The sequence below is a fragment of the Terrabacter aeriphilus genome (assembly GCF_039542985.1).
Classification (GTDB): Bacteria; Actinomycetota; Actinomycetes; order Actinomycetales; family Dermatophilaceae; genus Terrabacter; species Terrabacter aeriphilus.
Map to the genome: position 1 here is coordinate 1 of NZ_BAABIW010000028.1, position 23,526 is coordinate 23,526.

The window sequence follows — 23,526 nt, forward strand, 5'->3', positions numbered from 1 at the left end:
TGCCCGCCCTCACCGCCTGACCACCATCAAGAATCACGCAGCGCTACACCACCACAAGGGACTTGACCGTTAGGGGCGGGAGCAGTTCCCGTCGGCGACCCGCCCACCCCGCTCCCGTCGGGCGGGGCGCCTACTGTGGACAATCAGAACGGCAAGTTCCTGGAGTCCGTCCAGGGATGGGCCAGTGGAAGGGAGGCCATGTTGGAAGTGGGAGCATCTGTCGTTGCCGCGGTAGGCGCTTTGCTGGCGGCCGTATTCTCGGGACTCGCGTTGTTTCTCAGCTACCATCGCGATGACAGGAAATGGGCTCGGGATACGCTCGTGGAAGCCTTTTCGATGACTCTCGACCTCCACATGAAGGGTTTCTCCGACACCCATAAGTACCTTAGTCGCACGACCACGGTGAAGGGTTGGGCTTTAGCCCCTCAGATCACTGAGGAAGACCTCTGGGCCCACCATGCAAAATGTCAGGAGTCGCTCGTTCGACTGCGCTTTCTTGCTAGCATTCGATCTTACGACGCGGTGTTTGCTGTTCATCAAGTCTATGATGAGATCCTGTCGTTGACGAAGTCGCCCGCTGCGCCGGAAATGGTTGCGAAGCTAGACAAATTGCAGACTGAGTTCAGCGTCGCATGCCAAACCTTCGTAGTCTCGGCCAGGTCTGACCTTCATTTGCCCGGAAAGGCGTCGAACCAGTGGCTCTCGCCATCTGGAGAGAGCATCCGCCTCTAGCAATTAACCGCGGGCTCCCACGTGCAACAGAATGTCGAACGAACCCCGGACAACGCTCGGCTATGTCGGTGGCGAGGAAGTCGGCGCCCCCGGCCGTGTTCACCTTGCGTCAAATGGACTCTTCAACTTTGAGCGACCCAGGCGATCGACTTCAGAAGCGCGCAAACTCGAACTTGACTGGCCGCCCCGCCGTCAACTGGGTGGTGGTGAACCCGACCCGGTTCCCAGTTCCAGCCCTGCTGGTGCATCCGGAAAGAGATCAGGGTCAGCCTCCTTCGCCAGGAGCAGTTCCGCTCGCAGAGCTGGCGAGGAGGCCCTGAGCACTTCCTCCCATGCACCTACTGCCAAGTGTCCAGAACCAGCCAGAGCGCGTACTGCTGTTGCTCGCGAAAGAGGACGCGTATCCGACTTGGTGAGCGCTATCAAACCCTCCGTGAGCGCGTCTGAGATGGTCTGTTCGTTGACGGCGGAATCAATCAACCATGCCAACTCAAGATCGCTATCGAGGTCACCGGAAATCCGATCGGCCAAGAATTGCGCCACCGGCCCCGGACGCGTGCGTCCAACAACAGTGAGGTAGTTGGAGATATCGCGCGCCAGGGCCGGATGCCAGCCTATGACCGCACCGAGACTGCCAAGCCAAGTGGGCTTCGAGCCCCCGGTCATGAAAAGCAGGCATTCCCGCAACTCACTAGTCGTCAATGCCTCTGGGTCGTCGGCATATCCTCCGGACCGCAGCCTCTCCGCTTCCGTGGCGAAGACGCGTTCGTAGGCATCAATCCACGGTGGGGAGAGACGATCTCCAACCTGCTCCAGAGCAGCGCTCAGTGTGATGGTTTGGTGATACAAGAGGTCCCACAACAGTTCTTCTGGGACACCAACCCCACGCAGGATCTCGTCCTGGTCGATGGATGGGTGTTCCTCCAGCCACTCCTCGACGACTCGCGAAACAACCCGGCGAAATGCCTGCTTGTCACTCGGCTCGTCCAGTGTACGCACGTACGTCTTCGCCTGAACGACACGAGTCTTATCCTGTGAAAGACGCAGGCCGCGCTCGCGCAGGAGGGCCTCGAGGTCGCGGACGCGCTGTCGCGCCTCGGCGAAAGAACTCGCACCAATGAGCATGTCGTCGGCGTATCGCTTCACGTCCCAGCCCAACCGAACGACTTCTTGATCGATGTCCGTGAGGTATGCGCTGGCCAAGACGTCACTGGCCGCAGGCCCTTGTGGCAGGCCAACGTTGGAACTCATTACCGTGTCCAAGAAGGCTTCGAGGGCCACTGCGAAGGCCCCGCCGACTCCAAGGTTCTCCCTCAACACGATCGCCAGGAAGGCGTGGTCGATGGACTCGTAGTAGCTGGCGATGTCGGTACGAACAATGAATTCGCAGTCCCAGGTGCGCGGCGCCTCCGCGTACTCGGAGTAATTGCCGCGCTGAGTGCGGTCGCGGGGCCAGACCACATGCTGTTCAGTTAACTGTGTAAGGCTCGGCAATACGTGCTCGGCCAAGGCCTCGTACACGAGTCGGTCCTGTGGCGACAAGAGAGCGGCTGGCCGAGTGGTCAGGCCTGCTTTAGGCGACCTAAAGAAGGTGGCCGTCGTCGGCACATAGTTGCGGCGAGCGAGCTCGAGCCACTGCCGTTCGGACAAGTGCGCGATCAGCGCGTTCTCTGCGGGCAGCTGGGGCCTCGCCGGCAGTAGATCGCTTGGTACCAAGGCATGCCATGCCCCGGCGTCGATGTCCGATCGTGTGAGTGCGAGCGGCAGCCATGCACACGCGGTCTCTGCCGGGCCCCAGCTCAGGGCAAAGCGTGTGGAGCCGGCAATCATCTCGAGCGCAAGTAGCGCGTTCTCATCCACCTGCTCGATGGCCGGGCCAATGTCGTTTATGGCGCGAAGTCGCTCGACGTGGACGACCAAATCTTCCCGCGCCATGCCAAGGCGCTGGAGGACTCGTAGGTGCTGGGCCAGTTCGACCGGGGACGGCGAGACCTCACTGTGCACCAACCTCTCGAGAGCGTCCAGCGCGACCGGAAGGATGAGCTCAGTCATGAGCAAGACTCCAATCGGGCGCGGTCCGGTGCACCCCGTCAGTGAAGTTTGCCAGTGTGGTCTCCACTAGTGGCTCTATTGACTCGTGCGTCGCCCCATCGCGTCGGCTCCCTAGGCCGTACGCTCCTAGAGCGTGCCTCGCCATCGACCAGACCGGGTGCTTGCTCGTTCCACCCAAGGAGCGCGGCCTACGAAACGCGGGAAGTAGCATCGGGTTGTCGGGCGCCGTGCTGAGCCCTCCCGTACCTGGCTGCACGAGCTCGTCATGTTGGGTGGCTTCGACATCCAGTCCGGGCCGGATGTGGAGCCCGCCCTCTCCAATCAATGGGGCGTCTCCGTCTCTCTTCATGTTTCGAAAGAGAATGTCTTCCCCCTGCATCCCGATGAATCAACCACGTGTCGACCAACATGCGGGACGAACCCGGCGGAGCGGTCACGAGCGAGCGGATCCTAGGGTAGCTGGGCGTTCGAAGGTTCGGTTGTGGGCTAGTGCTCGGCACGGCGACGCCCAACCCCGCTTCGGCTCGATCGCTCCCGCGGCCCATCCTCAACGCATCGGCATCATCGCAGGATTGCGGCCCATAGTGGGCGAAAGGGGCTATCCGCCAAGACCGCCGGTGGGTAGCAGGACGGCCGGGTTGCTACCTCTCAGGTATAGCCCGGCCGTCCTCTCGTTCGTCTCAAGGGCGCAGCGTGTTCTCTCCAGACGGCAGCTCGACCGGGAGGCCGTCGACGATGACCGTCGTTCCGCCGTCCTCGTCGAGGCCGGGGCGGAAGTGGATCGTGCCGTCAGCGTCGACGCCCGCGATCTCGGCCGATGCCCAGTCGAGGCGTCGCCCGCCGACCTCGAGCCCCAGCGGCAGGATGTGCCCCGACCGCGCCGGCACGAGCAACGAGGCACCGCCCGAGATCGCCGTGCCGTCGAGCGCGACCGTCACCGACGCCGGTGCGCCGGACGTGTTGATGACGTGGACCGCACGCTGGCCGTCGGAGGTGCTCGTCGTCGTGGCGAAAACACCTGGCCACTGCGTCTCGAGCCGCAGCCCAGGGGTCACCCCCAAACTTGCGAGGGCCCGGTCGAAGAAGAGCGAGTCGGACGGCAGCTGAGCCGCGAGCACGATCGCCCGGCCGGATCCCAGCTCGACCTCGAGGCCGCAGACGGCGCCGTAGACGTCGGTCAGCACCACGTCACCGCGCGAGTGCTCGAGCGGCTCGATCCACCCGGCCCGCATCTCGGGCCAGGGCTGCGCCCACCCGCGCGCGACGAGCGACGGGAAGTAGTGCCCGCCGTCGCGGAGTACCTCCTGAGGCCGGATGCCGAGGGCGTCAGCGAGCAGGGTGCACGGCCGGCCGTCGAGGTCGCGCTGCGGCACACGGCCGAGCAGCACGACGTTGCCCCCCGAGCCGACGTGGCCGACGAGCCGCTCCTGCACGGCCGACGACATGAAGCGCCCCGAGCCGACGAGCACCGTGCTGCCCGGCGCGGGGTCGCGCCGCTCGAGGTGCGTCGCGCCGAACCGGAAGCCGCCGAGCAGCAGCGAGCGCGCCAGCGCCTTGCGCTCACCCGCGCCGCGGTGCGACGTCAGGTCGTCGACGACCTCCGTCATGACGTCCGACCCCGGGTGGTGGTACTCCGTCATGTACGCGTCGAGCACGAGCCCCAGCGTCACGTCGTCGTGGTCCTCGTCCATCCGGGCGAGCCACGGCTCGTTGGCCTTGACCGCCCGAACGGCCGCCGCGGTCGCCTCGTAGGCGTAGCCGCGCTGGCCCTCGGGGCCAACCGGCGCCGCGGTGCCGTGCCGCTCGCCGGTGAAGCTGATCCGGTCGTTGCCGTCGTCGACCGTCTCGTCGAGCGGCGGGTTGATGCCGCCCGCGAAGAGGTAGTAGTTGATGAGCCGGTTGCCCTGCGCGAGGCAGAGGCGCGTCTTGAGGTCGGCCGTCGACGGGTCGTACTGCATCTCCGCCCCCGCGCCGTAGTCGCCCGAGCCAGCCTCGAACTCCAGCGAGGTGAGCGGCTGGTCCGCGTCGTGCACCGCCGCCATGAACGCGTTCATGACGTAGAGGTCGGTCATCGTGTTGAGCGTGGCCTCGCCCAGGTAGTGGTCCGAGCCCGACAGCATGCCGGGGATACCGGCATACGTGTCGACGAGCTGGCTGATGCCGATGGGGAACGGCGCGCCGTTGCCGCCCTCGGTGCCGTGGATGTTGATGAGGAACGGCACGCCGCTGACGCCGCGCTCCTCGCACATCGTCCGCAGCGCCGCGACGTACGCGGCGAACCGCTGCCGCATGAAGAGCCCGAGGTCGAGGCGCAGCGCGCCGGCCTCGGCCTCAGAGGGGGACCGCACGGCCCGCGCCCATTCCGCCGAGCCCGGCGCGGCGGCATACGGCAGGTCGGCGCCGTGGCGCTCACGGACGAACTCGCCGAACGACGCGACGAGCCCGTCGGTGAGGTCGGGCGAGTTCGTCACCCAGGCGAGCATGCCGATCTCGTTGTCGAGCTGGACGCCGACGACCGGCCCGCCGGCCGGCTGCAGCCGCGGCGCGAGCACCGGCATGATCGCGTCGAACCACCGCGCGCTCTCGGCGAGGAAGGCGGGCGCGAGGTAGTCGACGGTGCTCGACGTGACGGGCACGCCGTCCCAGCCGAGCGGCACGACCTCGGGGTGCTCGCGGTAGACGCGGTAGGGGATGCCCTCGTTCTTCAGCTCGGCCATGAGGAAGGGCCCGGGCCGCGCGAGGAAGCGCAGCCCCTTCTGCGCCGCGAGGTCGATGAACGCGCCGATGTCGCGCTCCGGGCGCGTCTCGCCCGTGACGTCGAGGGTGCCGTCGGGCAGCTCATGGAAGATCCACGGGATGTAGGTCGCGACGGTGTCGCAGCCGGCCTCGACGAGCAGGTCGAGCCGCTGGCTCCACTCGGCGCGCGCGACGCGGAAGTAGTGCACCTCACCCGACATGACGATGCGCGGCTCGCCGTCGATGAGGATCTGGCGCTGGCTGATCTCGATCATGAGTCCTTCTTCGTCACCGTGACGCTCACGGGCTGGAGGCGGGCGGAGTCGGGGCCGGTGAGCAGGACGATCTCGCCCTCGTCGACGCGGGTCGTGAGGTCACGGCCGACGTATGCCGCCTGCTCGGCGCACACATCGAAGGTGACCTCGCGCGCCTCGCCGGGTGCGAGGTCGACGAGCGCCCAGTCCATGAGCTCGACGAGGGGGCGGGTCACCTCGGCGACGGGGTCGCGGAAGTAGAGCTGGACGGTCTCGCGGCACGGCCGCTCGTCGGTGTTCGTGACGGTCACCGCGAGGGTGACCGTCCGGCCCAGCGGCAGAGTCGGCGCCGACACGGTCGGGGCGCCGTAGTCGACGCTCGTGTAGGACAGGCCGAGCCCGAAGGGCAGCCGGGGGTAGGTGAGCGCGTCGATGTAGCGCCCCTCCTGGTGGTCGACGTCGGCGCGGATGAGCCGACCCGTCGGCCGCTGGTGCGTGCTCGTCGGGATGTGGCCCGTCGAGAGCGGGAACGTCATCGGCAGGCGGCCGTGCGGCTCCACTTCGCCGAGCAGCACCGAGGCGAGGGCGTTGCCGGCCTCGGTGCCCGGGTGCCACACGACGAGAACCGCATCGGCGAGGTCGAGCACCTCGCTGAGGTCGAGCGGGCGCCCGGTGTAGACGACCGCGACGAGCGGCTTGCCGAACGCGGCGACCGACCGCAGCACCTCGAGCTGCCCCGGCGGCAGGCCGATGTCGACGACCGACTGCGCCTCGCCCGAACGCGACCGGTGCTCGCCCAGCAGCATGACCGTCGTCTCGGACGCGCGGGCCTGCATGAGCGTCACGTCGGAGAACCGGCCGTCGCCCACGGTGAGCCGGTCGCCCAGGCGCTCGCGCAGGGCGTCACCCGGCGTCACGACCTCCTCGCCGCGGCCGTCGAGCACCCACGTGCCGAGCAGCGCGTCGCCGTCGTCGACGAATCCGCCCGTCAGCAGGACCGATCCGGCCTCGGCCGAGGCGTCGAGCGGCAGCACGCCTTCGTTCTTGACCAGCACGTGCGCGGCCTGCCCCGCCCGCAGGGCGATCTCGCGGGTCTCGGGGGTCGGCGCGTTCGACGCACCGGGCCGGCCGGCATACGGCCGCTCGAAGAGACCGAGGCGGAACTTGAGGCGCAGCACGCGGCGCACCGCGTCGTCGACGAGCGCGAGCTCGACCTCGCCCGACTCGACGAGATCCTCGAGGTGCTCGAGGTAGGCACCGCTCACCATGTCGAGGTCGACGCCGGCGCGGATGGCGAGGCGCGCGGCCTCGCGCTTGTCGGCCGCGGCGCCCTGGAAGACGATCTGGCCGACGCCGTTCCAGTCGGCGACGACGACGCCGTCGAAGCCCCACTCGTCCTTGAGCACCTCACGCAGCAGGTGCTCGTGGGCGTGCATCGGCGTGCCGTCGACGTCGTTGAACGCGGCCATGAGGGTCAGCACGCCCGCGTCGACGGCGGCCTTGAACGGGCGCAGGTGCAGGTTGCGCAGCGTGTTCTCGCCGACGCTCACCGTGTCGTAGTCGCGGCCGCCCGCGCCGAGGCCGTAGCCGGCGAAGTGCTTGGCGCACGCGGCGATCCGGTCGGGGTCGCTGGGGTCGTCGCCCTGGAAGCCGCGCACGATCGAGGCGGCGAGCCGGCCCGAGAGCACCGGCGTCTCGCCGAGCGACTCGGCGACGCGGCCCCAACGGGGCTCCTCGGAGATGTCGACCATCGGCGTGAAGGTCCACGCGACGCCGTCGACGGCCGCCTCGCGGGCCGCGACCCCGCCGATCTGCTCGGCGAGGTCGGCGTCGAACGAGGCGGCGATGCCGAGCGGGATGGGGCTCACCGTGCGGTGGCCGTGGATGACGTCGCGCCCGAAGAGGAGCGGGATGCCGAGCCGGCTGCCCTCGACGGCGTGCCGCTGCGCGGCGTCGATGTTCGCGACGAGCACACCGGCGTCGCGCTCGTTGCCCGCGGTGGCGCCCGAGGCGTAGAGGCTCGAGCTGATGCGGCCCGAGGCGATCTCGGCGGCGTCGTCGTCTGGGTGGATGTTGGCGACCATGTGCGTCTGGCCGACCTTCTCGGCCAGGGTCATCTGCGCCATGAGCAGGTCGATGCGCTCCTCGACGGGCAGCGTGACATCGAGCCACGGCCGCTGGGGCGTGGTGGGGGCGTCGGTCATGTCAGTGGGTCTCCACGATGATCTCGTCGGTGCACAGGTCGGCGGCCCGGACGGCCACCCCCGCGCGGCGGTAGGGGTTGCTGAGGGGGCGCAGGTCGAGCTCGCGCCCGCCCACGGTGACCCGGCGCACGCCGTGGCCCTCGGGGCCGACGACGTAGCGGATGGTGAGGTCGGTGCCCGCGAGCGGCAGGCTCGCGGTCAGTTCGCGCGCCGCGCCGCTGCCCGAGGGCGGCAGCACAGGGTCGATCTCGACCTCGTCGCCGCGCTGGCGGACGCCGAGCAGCACCTCGGTGACGAGGCGCAGCACGAGCCCCGGTCCCGAGGAGTAGATGCGCCAGCCGCCCTCGAGCGGCACGTCGCCGGCGAGCAGCGCGGCGTAGCGCTCCTGCGCGTCGTAGCGGTCGGTGAAGGCGCCGTCGGACGAGGAGTAGTAGCACGTCGTCTGGCGCGGGCGCGCTTGCGGCACCAGCGAGTCCAGCCCGACGGGGCTCGCCTTGGCGAGCGCGGTGAGCAGGGCGGCGCCGTCGCCGACCCGGGCGAGGGCCTCGGCGTAGCGCAGGTGGGCGTGCATGTACATGAGCCCGATCTCGCGGCCCCAGAAGGTGCTCGCCTCGGCGCGCTGGAAGACCGTCATCGGCCCGCCGACGTAGCTGACCGGGCGGTCGAAGAGACGCGCGCCGTCGGGGCCGGTCAGGTGCTTCTCGATGAGCCGCAGGTGGTCGCGCGCCTGCTCGGGGGTCATGAGGTCGGCGCCGATGGCGTGGATCCACGGCAGCACGCCGTAGCGCAGGCCGGTGCGCGCGTCGCTCGGGTGCACGAGCGGCTCGAGGTGGCCGTCCTCGTGGTGCAGGAGGTAGCCCGGCAGCACGGGGTCGGCCGCGAGCTGGTCGAGCAGCGCGTCGTGGGTGCGCTCGGCGAGCTCGTCGGCGTCGGCCGCGAGCGTGGCGGTGTCGCCCGGCGTGCCCGTCGCGTGCAGCCCCTCGGCGAGGGTGCGCAGCGACTGCGTCTGCAGCACCGCGGTCCACGTCGACACGAGGTTCGCAGCGAGGTGCGGGTCGGCGGGCTGCAGCGAGTCGTTCCAGTCGCCGTGGCCGTATGCCGGCAGCGGACTGCCCGGCACCGTGCACTCGGTGATCCGTGCGACCGCGCGCCGCAGGTGCTCGGTGACGCTCGCCGGCGCGGTGAGCACGTCGTCGCCGACGAACGGCACGAGCTCGTCGAGCAGGCTCGCGTCGCCCGTCGTGCGCAGGTAGTCGCCGACGGCGAGCACCGGCCAGAACACGACGTCGCCGTGCGAGTCCTGCTGGCCCGACTCGGGCAGCGGCGGGAGGAACTCGAAGGCCTGCGCCCAGTCACCGCGGGCGTTCTGGGCTCGCAGCACCCGCAGCAGCACGTCGCGCACGGCGTCCTGGCGGCCGAGCGCGGTGAGCAGGCCGACCGGGCCCTGGCACACGTCGCGCGTGCCCCACGCCCCACCCGAGAACTGCTCGAGCCCGCGCGGGGAGAGGTAGTGCACGAACGCGTTGTGGGTGAACCACGGCAGCGCGGCGTCGAGGTTGGCGACCGAGCGGCCGGCGTGCGTGCCGTCCTCGCCGTCGCCGAGCGCCGAGCCGTCGAGCGTGACGGCGTGGGCGGCCTTGTCCCAGAACGCCGCCCCGAGGCGCTCGCCCTGCGGCACGACCTCACCGGCGGGCGCGGGGCCCGCACCGGGTGCGGACGACACGACGACCTCGAGCTGGTCGGCGGCTTCGAAGAGCACGGTGACCCAGCCGGGCCCGCGGCCCACGCGGTCCGCCTGGAGGCGCGCGTCGCCGACCTCGGCGCTGCCGGGGCCGGTCCACGCGATGCGCCACGGGCGCGGGTCGCCGGCCGTCGTCACCTCGACGTGGTCGTCGGCGGTCTCGACGGTCGGTGCGTCGGTGAGGTCGTCGGCGACCTGCAGCGCGAGGAGCAGCCGGCGCGGTGCGGCGCCGCGCTGGCCGACCGTGAGCGTCAGGGCGTGCGTGTCGGCGGGGGCGCGCGAGGTGACGGTGAGCACGGGACCCGACTCGGCGGCATACCACCACGTGCAGTGGTCGAGGCCGGTGAACCAGGCGCTCGGGGTCTCGAGGAGCGACCAGCCGCCGTCGGCGTCCTCGGCGAAGAGGCGGACGCCGTGGGCGCGCTGGAGGCCGAGGTAGGTGCGGCGGCCCGTCACGACGGGGTTGCGGCCGACGTGGCCCCGGGTGATCTGGGAGTGGAAGGTGCCGGCCATCCACACCGTGGAGGCGAGCGAGCGGGAGTCGGGGGTGAAGGCGTCGCCGGTGCGCAGCAGCTGGCCGTGCGGGCGCAGCACGGCGAGCTCCTTCTCCGGCGTCACGAGCTGCCCGCCGCGCACCGTCCAGGCCAGCTCGGTGCCGTCGGCGGCGGTCTCGACGTGCGTGCGGCCCTCGAGCAGGCCGGCGGCGTCGAGCTCGTCGTGCCGCAGCGGGCGCGAGGCGAACGCGGGGCTCTGCGACCACAGCGTGGCCGCGACGGGAGCGTCGTGGCCGTGGTGCTCGTCGTCGGAACCAGCGGGAGAGCCGGCGCCCGACGGCGCTGCGGCCGCTACACGGTCGGCCCACACGGCGTCGGCGTCGGACGTCGCGTCGGGGTGGTCCTCGACGGCGACGCCCCAGAAGCCCGTCGTGCGGTGGGCGCCGGGGGCGAGCTCGGACGGGGCGTCCTGCAGGGCGATGAGGGAGTGCTCGTGCTGGAGCCGGCGGCCGGGCAGCTCGGCGGCGTCGAGGCCCGTCCACCGGACCTCGCGCCCGGTGCGCTCGACGAGCTGGAGCGCGTCGGTGGCCCAGCCCGCGCCGGTGCCCACGGTGCCGACCATGAGCCAGGGCACCCGGGTGCCCGGCATGTTCTGGCGCACGGCGACGGCCGTGCCGTGCCCGGCCGTCGCGACGGGCGTGATGTCGAGGTACTGGCTGACGTAGTACTCGTTCGTCCGCACGGCACCGAGCGGCGCGAGGGCCGGGTCGTGCGTCAGCACGACGTCGACGGTGACCGGCTCGGCGCCGGCGTTCGTCAGCTCGACGTCCCAGTGCCAGCTCGGCAGCTCCGCGCCGAGACGCAGGCGCAGGTGGTAGTCGACCGACTCGTGGCGCCCGGTGACGACGACGTCGCCGCGGCCGAAGGTGACGACGGAGTCGCTGCCGGGGCCGAGCAGGGCCCGCCGCCGGATGCCGTCCGGCCGGTGCACCCGGAGGTGGACGTTGGTCAGGCCGGCCTCCGCGACGGTCGCGGGGTGGAGCAGCAGGCTCGTGCCGAAGGCGTCGAGGCGGCGCAGGGCGCCGTTCGCGAGCACCTCGGCGGAGAGCCCGGAGCCACCCTCGAGGTGGAGCACCGGAGCAGCGGTCAGGACGGCGTTGTCATCGAGCACCCGTCTTTCCTACCAAGGTGACCGCATTCGACGACAGGGTGAATCGGCTTGAAAACAAATGAAAGTCGGAGCACGCACGAGCGACCCCATGAAAGTAGTTACATGCGTCCAGAGCGTTGACAGCGGGCGATCGAGCCCACCTACTCTGGCAAAAATCCCGCCCCCGACATCGGAACCGACGGAGCTCTGCAATGACGCTGACTCGCACGAAACCCACCCTGCTCGTGACCGGCCTGACCGCCGCCGCCCTCGCCCTGACCGGCTGCGCCGGCAGCGCCGCCCAGAAGGCGAGCCAGGGTGGTGGCAGCAGCGGTGGGATGATCGAGCAGCTGTCGTTCCCCTCGGAGGCCGACGCCACCGTCGGCGGCCTGGTGAACTACAACCCGCTCTCGCCCAAGCCGTTGACGACCCGGTGGCTCTACGAGCCGCTCACCGTGCGCAACAACCTCACCTGCGAGGAGACGCCGTGGCTCGCCACGAAGTCGACGTGGGAGGGCGCGACCAAGCTGACGCTCGACATCCGCCAGGGCGTCAAGTGGAGCGACGGCAAGCCGCTCACGGCCGCCGACGTCGCCTTCACCTTCAACCTCGGCAAGAAGTACCCAGGTGCCGACAAGGCCGGTGTCTGGAACGACTCCATCGGCGCGCCCGCGAAGTCCGTGACGGCACAGGGCAACCAGGTCGTCTTCGAGTTCACCGGCAACGCCGCCCCGAAGTACGACGGCATCATCCGCACCCTCATCCTGCCCGAGCACTACTACGGCAGCGTCGGTGACCCCACGAAGTTCATCGACAAGGCGCCGGTCTTCACCGGTCCCTTCAAGATCGGCAGCTACAACGGCCGCCGCCTCGTGCTCGAGCGCCGGCCGGACTACTGGCAGGCCGACAAGATCAAGGTCAAGAAGCTCGTCCTCGAGGGCACCTACGACGCCTCGCAGGCCGCGCTCAAGCTGCGTGCCGGCCAGCTAGACGCGTTCTACGGCGAGATCCCCAACCCGCAGAAGTCGTTCGTCGACGCGGACCCGAAGAACAACCACTTCTACTACGCGCCCAACGGCACCACCGTGCTCACCGGCAACGACCAGAAGGCCCCCTTCAACGACGAGAAGTTCCGCGAGGCGATCAGCTACGCGATGGACAAGCAGGGCATGTCGACGAAGGCGACCTACGGCATCATGAAGCCGGCGAGCCAGACCGGCCTCAAGCTGCCGTCGATGGACAACCTCCTGCCGGAGACGTATGCCGGCAAGGACACGGTCATCCCCTTCGACGTCGCGAAGGCGAACTCGCTGCTCGACGCCGCCGGCTACAAGAAGGGCGCTGACGGCAAGCGCACCAACCCCGACGGCTCGCCGCTCACCGTCAACTTCTCCGTGCAGGCCGGCTTCATCGACTACCAGGCCATCGCCGACGTCGTCGCCCAGGGCATGAACGCCGCGGGCGTGGACACGAAGGTGACCGCCTCGGCGCCCGACTCGGTCGACGGCCAGAAGAAGACCGGCGACTTCCAGCTCGTGCTCGAGTACCTCCACGGCGGCTGCGAGCTGGCCCAGAACATCGGTGCCAAGCTCTCGAGCAAGTCGATGCCGACCTCGACCACGATCTACCCCAACGTCCAGCGCTTCAGCGACCCGGCGACCGACGAGGCCGTCAAGAGCCTCGCCGGCTCGACCGACAAGGCCGACCAGAAGAAGTACGTCGGCGAGCTCGTCGACACGATGATGACGAAGTACCCCGTGACCTCGCTCATCTACGCGCCGGCCCGCATCATCTACCGCACGGACCACGCCGTCGGCTGGCCGAGCGAGCAGAACCCGTACGCCAACCCGGTGGACGACGCGCTCCTCGTCATGACGCGACTGACCGCGCCGAACTGATGCGGCCGGCAGCTCCCGGCACGGCTGGGCGGGCCCTCGGGCCCGCCCGGCCGGCGGACAGGAGGGCACCATGAAGTACTTCGCACGGAAGTTCGGCTTCTTCGTCGCGACCCTGTGGGCCGTGGTGACGCTCAACTTCCTCATCCCGCGCCTGCAGCCCGGCGACCCGGCCGAGATCATGGTCAAGAAGCTGGCCGGCAAGGACGCGCAGCTCGACCCGGCGCAGGTGCAGGCGATGCGCGCCATGCTCGGCACGCCGGACGGCTCGCTGGTCTCGCAGTACTGGGACTACCTGGGCGAGCTGGTCCACGGCAACTTCGGCCTGTCCTACAGCTACTTCCCCTTCAAGGTGACCGAGGTCATCGGCCAGGCGTTCTGGTGGACGGTCATCCTCGTCACGGTGACGCAGGTGATCTCCTTCGCCGTCGGCATCGTGCTCGGGGCGTATGCCGCGTGGCGGCGCAACTCGCGCCTCGACTCCGTCGTGACGCTGGGCTCGACGTTCCTCGGCACGCTGCAGCCGTTCTGGATCGCGCTGCTGCTGCTCTACGTCTTCGGCTACAGCCTCGGCTGGTTCCCGACGTCGGGCGGCTACGAGGAGTCGACGCCCGGCTTCAACTTCCCGTTCATCCAGGAGGCGGTCTCGCACTCCTTCCTGCCCGCCCTCGCGCTGCTCATCGTCACGCCGATCGGCTGGATCCTCGGCATGCGCAACACGATGATCATGAACCTGGGCGAGGACTACATCCGGCTCGCCAAGGCCAAGGGCCTGCCCGACCGGGTCGTGGCCCTGAAGTACGCCGCGCGGAACGCCTTGCTGCCCAGCGTCACCGGCTTCGCCCTCGCCCTCGGCGGGGTGCTCGGCGGGGCGATCCTCGTCGAGCAGGCCTTCGACTTCCCCGGGCTCGGTCGCCTCATGGGCGAGGCCGTCGAGAACAAGGACTACCCCTTGCTCCAGACCCTCATGCTGCTCACGACCGTCGGGGTGCTCGTCGCCAACCTCGTCGCCGACCTGCTCTACGGAGTGCTCGACCCGCGCGCGAGGAGGGCGCAGTCATGACCACGACACCCGCGAACGACGTGATGGCCCAGGGCGATCCGACCCAGGCCCTCAGCGTCGAGCACGTGCCCGACGTCGAGCGTCCCGACCGCTGGTGGGAGGTCGTCTGGAGCAGCAGGAAGGCCCGCGTCGGCGTCGTCATCGTCACGCTCTACGTCCTCGTCGCGGTCTTCGCGCCGCTCATCGCCCCGCACGACCCCCTCGAGTCCTCGTTCGAGGCGCCCCTCGGTGCGAGCGGTGACCACTGGCTCGGCACGACCAACGACGGCCGCGACATCGCCTCACAGCTCATCTACGGCACGCGGATCTCGTTGCTGGTCGGGCTCTTCGGCGGCCTGCTCGCGACGATCATCTCGCTCGTCATCGGGATGATCTCGGGCTACGCCGAGGGCACGATCGTCGACGACATCCTCTCGTTCGTCACGAACGTGGCGCTCGTCATCCCGGCCCTGCCGCTCATCATCACCCTCGTCGCCTACTCCGAGGTGCGCGGCGTCTGGCTCATCGTCTTCGTCATCTCGATCACCTCGTGGGCGGGCGGCGCCCGCGCCAAGCGCGCGCAGATCATCACGCTGCGCAACCGCGACTTCGTCACCGCCGCGAAGTTCTCCGGCGAGGGCACGATGCGCATCGTCTTCCGCGAGATCATGCCGAACATGAGCTCGCTCGTCGCGGCGGCCTTCGTGGGCGCGGCGACCGGCGCCATCGGCGCCGAGGCGGGCCTCGCGGTGCTCGGCCTCGGTGACACCCAGAGCGTCTCGTGGGGCACGATGCTCTACCAGGCCAACGCCCAGGGCGCGATCACCCAGGGACTGTGGCTGTGGGTCTTCGTGCCCGGCCTCGTCCTCGCCATCCTCATCACCGGCATGTCGTTCATCAACTTCGGCGTCGACCTGCTGAGCAACCCCCACCTGAGGGAGGACGCATGAGCCTGCTCGAGGTCAAGGACCTGTCGGTCCGCTACGAACCCCGCTCGCACCGCGCGCTCGACGCGGTGCAGGACGTCAGCTTCTCGATCGAGCCCGGCGAGTTCGTCGGCCTGATCGGCGAGTCCGGCTCGGGCAAGACGACGCTCGGCACGGCCCTGCTCCGCCTGCTCCAGCGGCCGGGCCGCATCAGCGGCGGCAGCATCACCTTCGACGGCACCGACATCACGCACCTGCCGGAGGACGACCTGCGCAGCCTGCGCTGGCGCGACATCTCGACGGTCTTCCAGAGCAGCATGAACTCGCTCAACCCGGTGGTGCGCGTCGAGGCGCAGTTCCGCGACGTCATCGAGCAGCACTCCCAGCTGCGCGGCGAGGCCGTCACCGCGCGCATCCGTGAGCTCTTCGACATGGTCATCATCGACCACAAGTTCATCGGCGCCTACCCGCACGAGCTCTCGGGCGGCATGCGCCAGCGCGTCAACCTCGCGCTGGCCCTCGCGCTCGAGCCGAAGTTCGTGCTCCTCGACGAGCCGACCACCGGTCTCGACGTCGTCGTGCAGCACTCGATCCTCGAGAACGTGCGCCGGCTGCAGGCCGAGCAGGGCTTCGCGGTGCTCTTCATCAGCCACGACATCGGCACCGTGCTCGACCTCTCCGACCGCATCCTCGTCATGTATGCCGGTCGCATCGTCGAGGAGCAGCCCGCCGCCGCGCTGCTCGCGGAGCCGCTGCACCCCTACTCCAAGGGCCTGCTCGGCTCCTACGGCGACCCGCGCGCGGAGACCGTGCGGATCACCTACGTGCCGGGGCGTCCGCCGGACCTCAGCCTGCCCATCGTCGGCTGCCGGTTCGCGCCGCGCTGCCCCGAGCGGATCGCCCGGTGCACCGAGACCGACCCGCCGCTCGTGCCGCTCGGCGCCGGCGAGGCGGCCTGCCACGTCGCGCAGCTGCAGCGCGAGGAGGGTGGCACGGGCGAGCACGGCGCGCCCACCCGCACCTTCGAGGGGCCGCAGTTCGTCAAGACGGCCGAGTCGTCGACCAGGGCGCTGCGCGGTGACGTCGTGCTCTCGGTCGAGGACGTCACCAAGGTGTTCAGCCGCCGCCGGGGCCTCACCGTCACCCGCACCGAGGCCGTGACCGACGCGAGCTTCGTGCTGCGCAAGGGCGAGGTGACCGCGCTCGTCGGTCAGAGCGGCAGCGGCAAGTCGACCCTGGCCCGGATGATCACCGGGGTCGACCGGCCGACGAGCGGGCGCATCGTCTTCAACGGCCCGGACGGCGAGCGCGAGGTGGCCGGCTTCCGCGGCCGCGCGCTGCGCGACTACCGCAGCGACGTGCAGATGGTCTTCCAGGACCCGTACAGCTCGATCAACCCGGCCAAGCGCATCGGCTACATCCTCGCCCGGCCGCTCGCGAACTACCACGGCCTCAAGGGCGACGCCCTGCGCCAGCGGGTGGAGGAGCTGCTCGAGATCGTCGCGCTGACGCCGTCGGACCGCTTCGTCAACCGCTACGGCTACGAGCTCTCGGGTGGGCAGCGCCAGCGCGTCATCATCGCCAAGGCGCTCGCCGTCGACCCGCAGCTCATCGTCGCCGACGAGCCGATCAGCAGCCTCGACGTGTCGATCCGCGCAGAGATCCTCGAGCTGCTGAACGACCTCGTGCAGACCAAGGACGTCGGCATCCTCTACATCACGCACGACCTGCTGAGCGCGCGGATGCTCGCCGACGAGGTCATCGTGCTCAACGAGGGCCGCATCGTCGAGCAGGGCGAGACGCTCCAGGTCATCCGCAACCCGAAGGACGACTACACGCGCACGCTCATCGATGCGATCCCGAACCCGTTCTGACGCGCCTGCCACGGACGGCGCGGCGTGGGGCTCCGAGAGGGAGCACGGCAGCCCCACGCCGCGCACCGGGACGGCAGGCAGGGCGCGGTGCGGACACGGCGCGGACACGGCCTCGGGCGCGCTTGTGAACCGTGGCCGCTCCGTGCACAGTGGTCCTCGGAAGAGGGAGGCTGGGTGCCCACGGAGCACGACGACGCACGGCCGGTCACGATCTACACCGTGGCCGAGCGCGCCGGGGTGTCCATTGCCACGGTGTCGCGCGTGCTGAGCGGCTCGACCCCGGCGTCGGCGATGACCCGCCAGCGGGTGCTGCGCGCCGTGGAGGACCTCGAGTACGTGCCGCTCCGCGGGGGCCGCACCGTCGACGTGCCCTCGCACCAGACGCACGGTCTCGTGCTGCCGGGGCTGCGCGGGCCGTACTACTCCGAACTGCTCTCGGGCTTCGAGTCGACGGCCGCCCGGGAGGGGCAGTCGGTCGTCGTGGTCGTCTGCGACGCCTCGAAGGACGCCGAGGCCGCGGTGCGCAAGATCCTCGGCCGCGTCGACGGCATCGTCATCGCCAACGACACGGTGAGCGACGCCATGGTGCGCCAGATCGTCCGGTCCACCCCGACGGTGCTCGTCGCGCGCGACGCCATCGAGGGCTGCGACTCGGTGCAGGTGGAGAACTTCATCAGCTCGGCCGAGCTGACCCGCCACCTGCTCGAGCACGGCCGCACCCGGCTCGTCTTCGTCGGCGACACGGCCGCGTCGCACGACATCTCCGAGCGCTACCGCGGCTTCCAGCACGCACTGAGCCGGCGCCGCGGCGCGGAGGTGGCGCCGCCGATCCGGGTGGAGTTCGAGGAGCGCTCGGGCCGGCAGGTCATCGAGGCCCTGCGCGCGGCCGCCGCCGACGGCGTCGAGATCGACGGGCTCGTCTGCGCCAACGACGAGCTCGCGCTCGCCACGATGGTGCTGCTCGGGCGCGACGGGCGACGCGTGCCCCAGGACGTCGCGGTCGTCGGCTTCGACGACATCATGACCTCGCGCTACCTCGCCCCCGGCCTGACCACCGTGCAGCAGCCGATGCGCGAGCTCGGCCGGTGGGCGGCCATCCGCCTCCACGAGCGCATCGGTGGCCGCCGCTTCGACGTGCACCCCCAGGTGCTGCCGACCCGCATGGTCGTGCGCGGCTCGTGCGGCTGCGACTGGGACCAGGCCTCCGTCGCCGGCGCCTGACCCGCCCCTGCTCGACCACCCCCGAACAACCCGAGGACCCCGTATGCCCGACCGCTCCCTCCTGCTCCGCTGGGCCACCGACACCTGGCGCTCCTTCGAGGCGATGACCGACCCCGACTCGGGGCTGCCCACCGACGCCATCGCCGTCGACCTCGACCCCGCCACCCGCAGCGGCTACACCTCGCCGACGAACATCGGCGGCCTGCTGTGGTGCACGGTCGCCGCCCGCGACCTCGGCCTCGTCGGGGCCGACGCGGCGGCCGACCGGCTGGCGCGCCTGCTCGGCACGCTCGCGCGGATGGAGGTGCACGACGAGTCGGGCATGTTCTTCAACTGGTACGACGACCGCACCGGAGCCCTGCTCCACCGCATGCCCGGCGGGGGCGACCCGATCCACCCGTTCCTCTCCAGCGTCGACAACGGCTGGCTCGCGGCCGGCCTCATGGTCGCGGCCGCCGCCGAGCCGCGGGTGCGCGACGACGCCCACCTCGTGCTCGACCGGATGCACTTCGGGGTCTTCCACGACCCCGCGGCCGGTCCGGAGGGCGCGGGTGGCCGGCTCACCGGCGGCTTCTGGGTCGAGGACCCGGGGCAGCCCACGCGCCGCGCCTCGTTCGTGCCCGGGCACGCCGAGGTGCTCCACACCGTGCACCACTACGACCTGCTCGACTCCGAGCCGCGCATCGCGAGCTACGTCGGCATCGCCCGCGGCCAGATTCCCGCCGAGCACTACGCGGCGCTCGACGCCCCGCTCCGGCACTACCGCGGCCGCGACGTCGTGCCGACCTTCGGCGGGTCGATGTTCGAGGCGCTGATGCCCACGATCTTCGTGCCCGAGGCGCGCTGGGCACCCGACACGTGGGGCGTCAACGAGGCCCGCACCGTGGCGCTCCAGCGGGAGTACGCGCTCGACGAGCAGGGCTACGGCTACTGGGGCTTCAGCCCGTCGGCCCGCCCCGGTGAGGGCTACGGCGTCTTCGGCGTGCCGCCGATCGCCTGGCTGGACGAGGGCTACCCGAGCGAGCAGGGCGGTGAGGTCGTCGTCACGCCGCACGCCTCGGCGATGGCCCTCCTCGTCGAGCCCGAGGAGGCCACCGAGAACCTCGTGCGCCTCGAGCGCGACCTGGGCGCCTACGGCCCCGGGGGCTTCGTCGACGCGGTCGACGTGCGCACCGGCCGCACGGCCGGTCGGCACCTCTCGCTCGACCAGTCGATGGTGCTCGGCGCGCTCGCCGACGTGCTCGCCGGCGACTGCCTGCGCCGGTGGTTCGCGACCGAGCAGGTCGAGGCGGTGCTCCGGCCCGTCGTCGCCGCCCGCCGGATGCCGCTCGGCTGACCGGCGCCGGACGCAAGGATCCCCCGGCCGCGAACGACCGGGGGATCCTGCAGAACCTGGGTCAGGCCAGGTGGTGTCGCACGATCAGATGCCGTGGACCTTCTCGGCCTGCGGGCCCTTGGGGCCCTGCGTGACGTCGAACTCGACCTTCTGGCCCTCCTGCAGCTCGCGGTAGCCGCTGCTGTCGATGGCCGAGTAGTGCACGAAGACGTCAGCGCCGCCACCGTCCTGCTCGATGAAGCCGAAGCCCTTTTCGCTGTTGAACCACTTGACGGTGCCTGTTGCCACTGGTGTTGCCTCTTCTGGTTGTCGAGGTCTCCCGTGTGGAGACCACATGCCGCCGACTCTCGAGGGAGGCGACGCGCGAACTCTCGCTTGCCGCGTCCGTCGAGCCGGGCCCGCGTGCGCGGGCTCGGGACGGCAACGCGACGACCGTACCAGCCAGAGCCCTCCGAGGCCCGTTTGATCTCGCGATTGTTCTCGGGGTGGACAGTCACGAGGCGTGGGATCCGCGGGTGGCGCCTGCAGCACGCGCCGAGCCCGCAGGCATACGATCACAGCGTGGGCGCGGGTCGAGCAGACTGGCCGGAGGCCCGCCGTCGTGAACGGTGCCCGGTGTACGGGCAGGAAGGACGCGGGGAAACCTATGTCTGACAAGCAGATCGGCCGTCACCTCGGCCAGGCCCTCGGGACCGGGATCACCCGACGCTCCCTCTTCGCCTTGGGTGGCGCGGCCGCCGTCACGGGCGCGCTCGCCGCGTGCGGCAGCAACACGGGCCGCGAGCCCGCCGCCTCGGGCGGCGCGAGCGGCAGCGGCAGCGGCGCCACGATCAACCAGTGGTACCACCAGTACGGCGAGGCCGGCACGCAGCAGGCCGTGGAGAAGTACGCCGCCGCCTACAAGGACGCGACCGTCAAGGTCAGCTGGAAGCCCGGCGACTACGACCAGTCGACGGCCGCCTCGCTCCTCACGGATGCCGGGCCCGACGTCTTCGAGTACGGCAACGGCCCGACGATCGACATGATCAAGGGCGGCCAGGTCGTCGACCTCACCGACCTCATCGGTGACACGAAGAGCGACTTCAACCCGAGCATCCTCGAGCGGATGACCTACGACGGCAAGACGTATGCCATCCCGCAGGTCGTCGACATGCAGCTGCTCGTCTACCGCAAGTCGATGCTCGACAAGGCCGGCGTCACGCCGCCGCAGACGATCGACGAGCTCATCGACGCCGCGAAGAAGCTGACCCAGGGCAACGTCAAGGGACTCTTCCTCGGCAACGACGGCGGCGCCGGGCTGATGGGCGGCTCGATGCTGTGGTCGGCCGGGCTCGACTACCTGACGAAGGACAACCAGTTCGGCTTCGACGACCCGCGCGCCGCGACGGCCCTCGGCAAGCTGCGCGAGATGTGGGACGCCAAGGTGCTGCTCCTCGGCGCGCCCAAGGACTGGTTCGACGCCTCGGCGCTGACGGCCGGCCTGACCGCCATGCAGTTCACCGGCCTCTGGACCTTCCCCGACATCAAGAAGGGCCTCGGCGACGACTTCGGCGTCATGGCCTGGCCCGCCCTCGACGGCAGCGGCAAACCCTCGGTGCCGGTCGGCGCCTACGGCTCGTGCGTCAGCGCCAAGAGCAAGGACGTCGAGGCCGCGAAGAAGTTCGCGAAGTGGCTCTGGATCGACCAGACCGCCGACCAGCTCGACTTCGCGACGGCCTACGGCTTCCACATCCCGTCGCGCACGAGCCTCATCAGCCAGGCCTCGACGCTCAAGGACGGCCAGGCGGCGGAGGCGGCCAAGCTCGCGACCGACGTCGGCCACGCCCAGAGCCCGATCCTCTGGACGCCCAAGTGCGCGACGGCCTTCGGCGACGCGATGAGCCGCATCGTCAAGGAGGGCGCCGACCCCGCCGGTGAGATCGCCAAGGTCAAGACGGTCGTCGACGCCGAGCTGAAGCGGGTCCTCGCCTGACAGCGCAGGCCGACCCGACGGCATACGACCCCTCCGCGCAGCGGACGGCAGCCGACCGGGCGACGCCACCTCCACCGCCGAGGCCGTCGCTCGGTCGTCGCCTGCGCGGGCGCCAGGACCGCAACCTGTGGTTCTGGGTCTTCGTCGGGCCCTTCGTCATCGGCCTCGTCGTCTTCGTCTACGTGCCGATCGCCTGGTCGATCTACCTGTCGTTCTTCGAGTCGTACAACACGGTGACGCCGACGAACTTCGTCGGCTTCGGCAACTACCTCGACATGCTGCGCGACCCGTCGTTCCGCAGCAGCCTCGTCACGTTCCTCGCCTTCGCCGTCTTCATCGTGCCGACGACCTTCGCGCTCTCGCTCGCGGCGGCGCTGCTCGTCGCGCGCACCCGGGTCATGCAGGCGTTCTTCCGCTCGGTCTTCTTCCTGCCGACGGCCTGCTCGTACGTCGTCGCGGCACTGATCTGGAAGATGTCGATCTTCAGCGGCATCCGCTCCGGGCTCGCCAACGCGGTGCTCGGCTGGTTCGGCATCGACTCGATCCCGTGGCTCAGCCTCGCCGACCCGCCGTGGTACTGGCTCGTCATCGTCACGGCGCGCCTGTGGCTGCAGATCGGCTTCTACATGATCCTCTTCCTCGCCGGCATCCAGCGGATCAGCCCGACGCTCTACGAGGCGGCCGCCATCGACGGCGCCGAGGGGTGGAAGGTCTTCCGGCACATCACCCTGCCGCAGCTGCGGGCGACGTCGACGGCGGTGCTGCTGCTCCTGCTCATCAACGCCTTCCAGGCCTTCGACGAGTTCTACAACATCCTCTCGACGTTCGGCACCTACCCGCCCTACGCCCGGCCACCGCTCGTCTACCTCTACTACACGGCGCTCGGCTCGGGGCAGGACTTCGGGCACGGCTCGGCCGGCGCCGTCATCCTCACCCTCATCATCGCCGTCGTCGCCGTGGTGCAGGGCCGGCTCCTCCGACTCGGTGACAGGGGCGACTGATGGCCATCGTCCGCAGCCGCAAGCAGTCCCGCCTCGTCGGGCTGGCCCGCTACAGCGCCCTCGTCGTGGCGGCGCTGCTCTTCCTCATCCCCTTCTACCTCCTGCTGCGCAGCGCCTTCATGCGCGAGCAGGACCTCGGCAGCCCCGACTTCCACTGGCTGCCGCCGGTGTGGGAGACGAGCAACCTCACCGGGCTCTTCGACAACCCGGCCATCCCGATGGCGCGGAGCCTGCTCAACTCGGGGCTCATCGCCGTCACCCAGACGGTCGGCGTGCTGGTCATCTCCGGCCTCGCCGGCTACGGGCTGGCCCGCATCCCCTACCGCTGGTCGAACGCCGTGTTCTACACGATCACCGCGACGCTGCTCATCCCGGCGGCCGTGACCTTCGTGCCGAGCTTCGTGCTCGTCTCGTCGCTCGGCTGGATCTCGACGCTGCGCGGCCTCATCATCCCCGGGCTCTTCCAGGCGCTCGCGACGTTCCTCTTCCGGCAGTTCTTCCTCGGCTTCCCCAAGGAGATCGAGGAGGCGGCCTTCATCGACGGCCTCGGCTACTGGGGCACCTTCTGGCGGATCGTCGTGCCCAACTCGATGGGCTTCGTCGCCGCCATCGGCACGATCACCTTCATCGGGTCGTGGAACGCCTTCCTCTGGCCCCTCGTCATCGGCCGCGACCAGGAGGCGTGGACGGTGCAGATCGCCCTGTCGACCTTCCTCACCGCGCAGTCGGTGCAGGTGAGCCAGCTCTTCATGGCGGCGCTCGTCGCGATCGTGCCGCTGCTGCTGATGTTCCTCTTCCTCCAGCGCTGGATCGTCGAGGGCGTCGAGCGCACCGGCATCGCCGGCGACTGAGCGCCGATCGCGGGACGCCGCGGCGACGGGACCGTACGATGGTGA

Annotated in this window: 15 protein-coding genes; 10 read left to right on the top strand and 5 right to left on the bottom strand. The window is 70.0% G+C overall.

Annotated features, from left to right (window positions below):
* Positions 1-135 precede the first annotated feature (135 nt).
* On the top strand, positions 136-732 hold the full coding sequence (locus ABD979_RS18585; RefSeq protein WP_345509008.1) for a hypothetical protein: 597 nt from the start codon (positions 136-138) through the stop codon (positions 730-732).
* Between the two features lie 192 nt (positions 733-924).
* On the opposite strand, the gene ABD979_RS18590 is transcribed toward ABD979_RS18585, so the two are convergent.
* The 4 genes from ABD979_RS18590 to ABD979_RS18605 all read right to left on the bottom strand — a co-directional run bounded on the left by ABD979_RS18590 (position 925) and on the right by ABD979_RS18605 (position 11,384).
* Positions 925-2,784: an RNA-directed DNA polymerase gene (locus tag ABD979_RS18590; protein WP_345509009.1), complete on the bottom strand. Its 1,860-nt coding sequence runs from the start codon at positions 2,782-2,784 to the stop codon at positions 925-927.
* A gap of 680 nt (positions 2,785-3,464) precedes the next feature.
* Positions 3,465-5,795: a beta-galactosidase gene (locus ABD979_RS18595; protein WP_345509010.1), complete on the bottom strand. Its 2,331-nt coding sequence runs from the start codon at positions 5,793-5,795 to the stop codon at positions 3,465-3,467.
* Positions 5,792-7,978 carry a glycoside hydrolase family 3 N-terminal domain-containing protein gene (locus tag ABD979_RS18600; protein ID WP_345509011.1) on the bottom strand — a complete coding sequence of 729 codons (2,187 nt, stop codon included), beginning with the start codon at positions 7,976-7,978 and terminating at the stop codon, positions 5,792-5,794. Before ABD979_RS18600 ends, ABD979_RS18595 begins: the two co-directional genes overlap by 4 nt.
* 1 nt (position 7,979) lies before the next feature.
* Positions 7,980-11,384, bottom strand: coding sequence for a GH36-type glycosyl hydrolase domain-containing protein (locus tag ABD979_RS18605; RefSeq protein ID WP_345509012.1), 3,405 nt, complete (start codon positions 11,382-11,384; stop codon positions 7,980-7,982).
* A 191-nt stretch (positions 11,385-11,575) separates the two neighbouring features.
* Here ABD979_RS18605 and ABD979_RS18610 point away from each other — a divergent pair, with 191 nt between their 5' ends.
* From ABD979_RS18610 to ABD979_RS18635, 6 genes are all read left to right on the top strand, one after another.
* Positions 11,576-13,261, top strand: a complete 1,686-nt coding sequence (locus tag ABD979_RS18610) for an ABC transporter substrate-binding protein (RefSeq protein ID WP_345509013.1) — start codon at positions 11,576-11,578, stop codon at positions 13,259-13,261.
* Positions 13,262-13,331: 70 nt separating this feature from the next.
* Entirely contained in the window at positions 13,332-14,321 is a 990-nt protein-coding gene (locus ABD979_RS18615; protein ID WP_345509014.1) for an ABC transporter permease, read from the top strand.
* Entirely contained in the window at positions 14,318-15,250 is a 933-nt protein-coding gene (locus ABD979_RS18620; protein ID WP_345509015.1) for an ABC transporter permease, read from the top strand. The genes ABD979_RS18615 and ABD979_RS18620 overlap by 4 nt, the downstream gene beginning before the upstream one ends.
* On the top strand, positions 15,247-17,100 hold the full coding sequence (locus ABD979_RS18625) for an ABC transporter ATP-binding protein (protein ID WP_345509016.1): 1,854 nt from the start codon (positions 15,247-15,249) through the stop codon (positions 17,098-17,100). The genes ABD979_RS18620 and ABD979_RS18625 overlap by 4 nt, the downstream gene beginning before the upstream one ends.
* 174 nt (positions 17,101-17,274) lie before the next feature.
* Positions 17,275-18,321 carry a LacI family DNA-binding transcriptional regulator gene (locus ABD979_RS18630; protein ID WP_345509017.1) on the top strand — a complete coding sequence of 349 codons (1,047 nt, stop codon included), beginning with the start codon at positions 17,275-17,277 and terminating at the stop codon, positions 18,319-18,321.
* Positions 18,322-18,364: 43 nt separating this feature from the next.
* A complete protein-coding gene (locus ABD979_RS18635) occupies positions 18,365-19,657 on the top strand; it encodes a glucoamylase family protein (RefSeq protein ID WP_345509018.1) in 1,293 nt (430 codons plus the stop codon).
* 84 nt (positions 19,658-19,741) lie between these two features.
* Here ABD979_RS18635 and ABD979_RS18640 read toward each other — a convergent pair whose 3' ends face one another.
* Positions 19,742-19,945, bottom strand: a complete 204-nt coding sequence (locus ABD979_RS18640; RefSeq protein ID WP_345509019.1) for a cold-shock protein — start codon at positions 19,943-19,945, stop codon at positions 19,742-19,744.
* 358 nt (positions 19,946-20,303) lie between these two features.
* Here ABD979_RS18640 and ABD979_RS18645 point away from each other — a divergent pair, with 358 nt between their 5' ends.
* From ABD979_RS18645 to ABD979_RS18655, 3 genes are all read left to right on the top strand, one after another.
* Positions 20,304-21,629: an ABC transporter substrate-binding protein gene (locus ABD979_RS18645; protein ID WP_345509020.1), complete on the top strand. Its 1,326-nt coding sequence runs from the start codon at positions 20,304-20,306 to the stop codon at positions 21,627-21,629.
* 182 nt (positions 21,630-21,811) lie between these two features.
* Entirely contained in the window at positions 21,812-22,630 is an 819-nt protein-coding gene (locus ABD979_RS18650; protein ID WP_345509021.1) for a carbohydrate ABC transporter permease, read from the top strand.
* Positions 22,630-23,481 (top strand): carbohydrate ABC transporter permease, encoded by an 852-nt coding sequence (locus ABD979_RS18655; protein ID WP_345509022.1) that lies wholly within the window; start codon positions 22,630-22,632, stop codon positions 23,479-23,481. Before ABD979_RS18650 ends, ABD979_RS18655 begins: the two co-directional genes overlap by 1 nt.
* Positions 23,482-23,526: the final 45 nt, after the last annotated feature.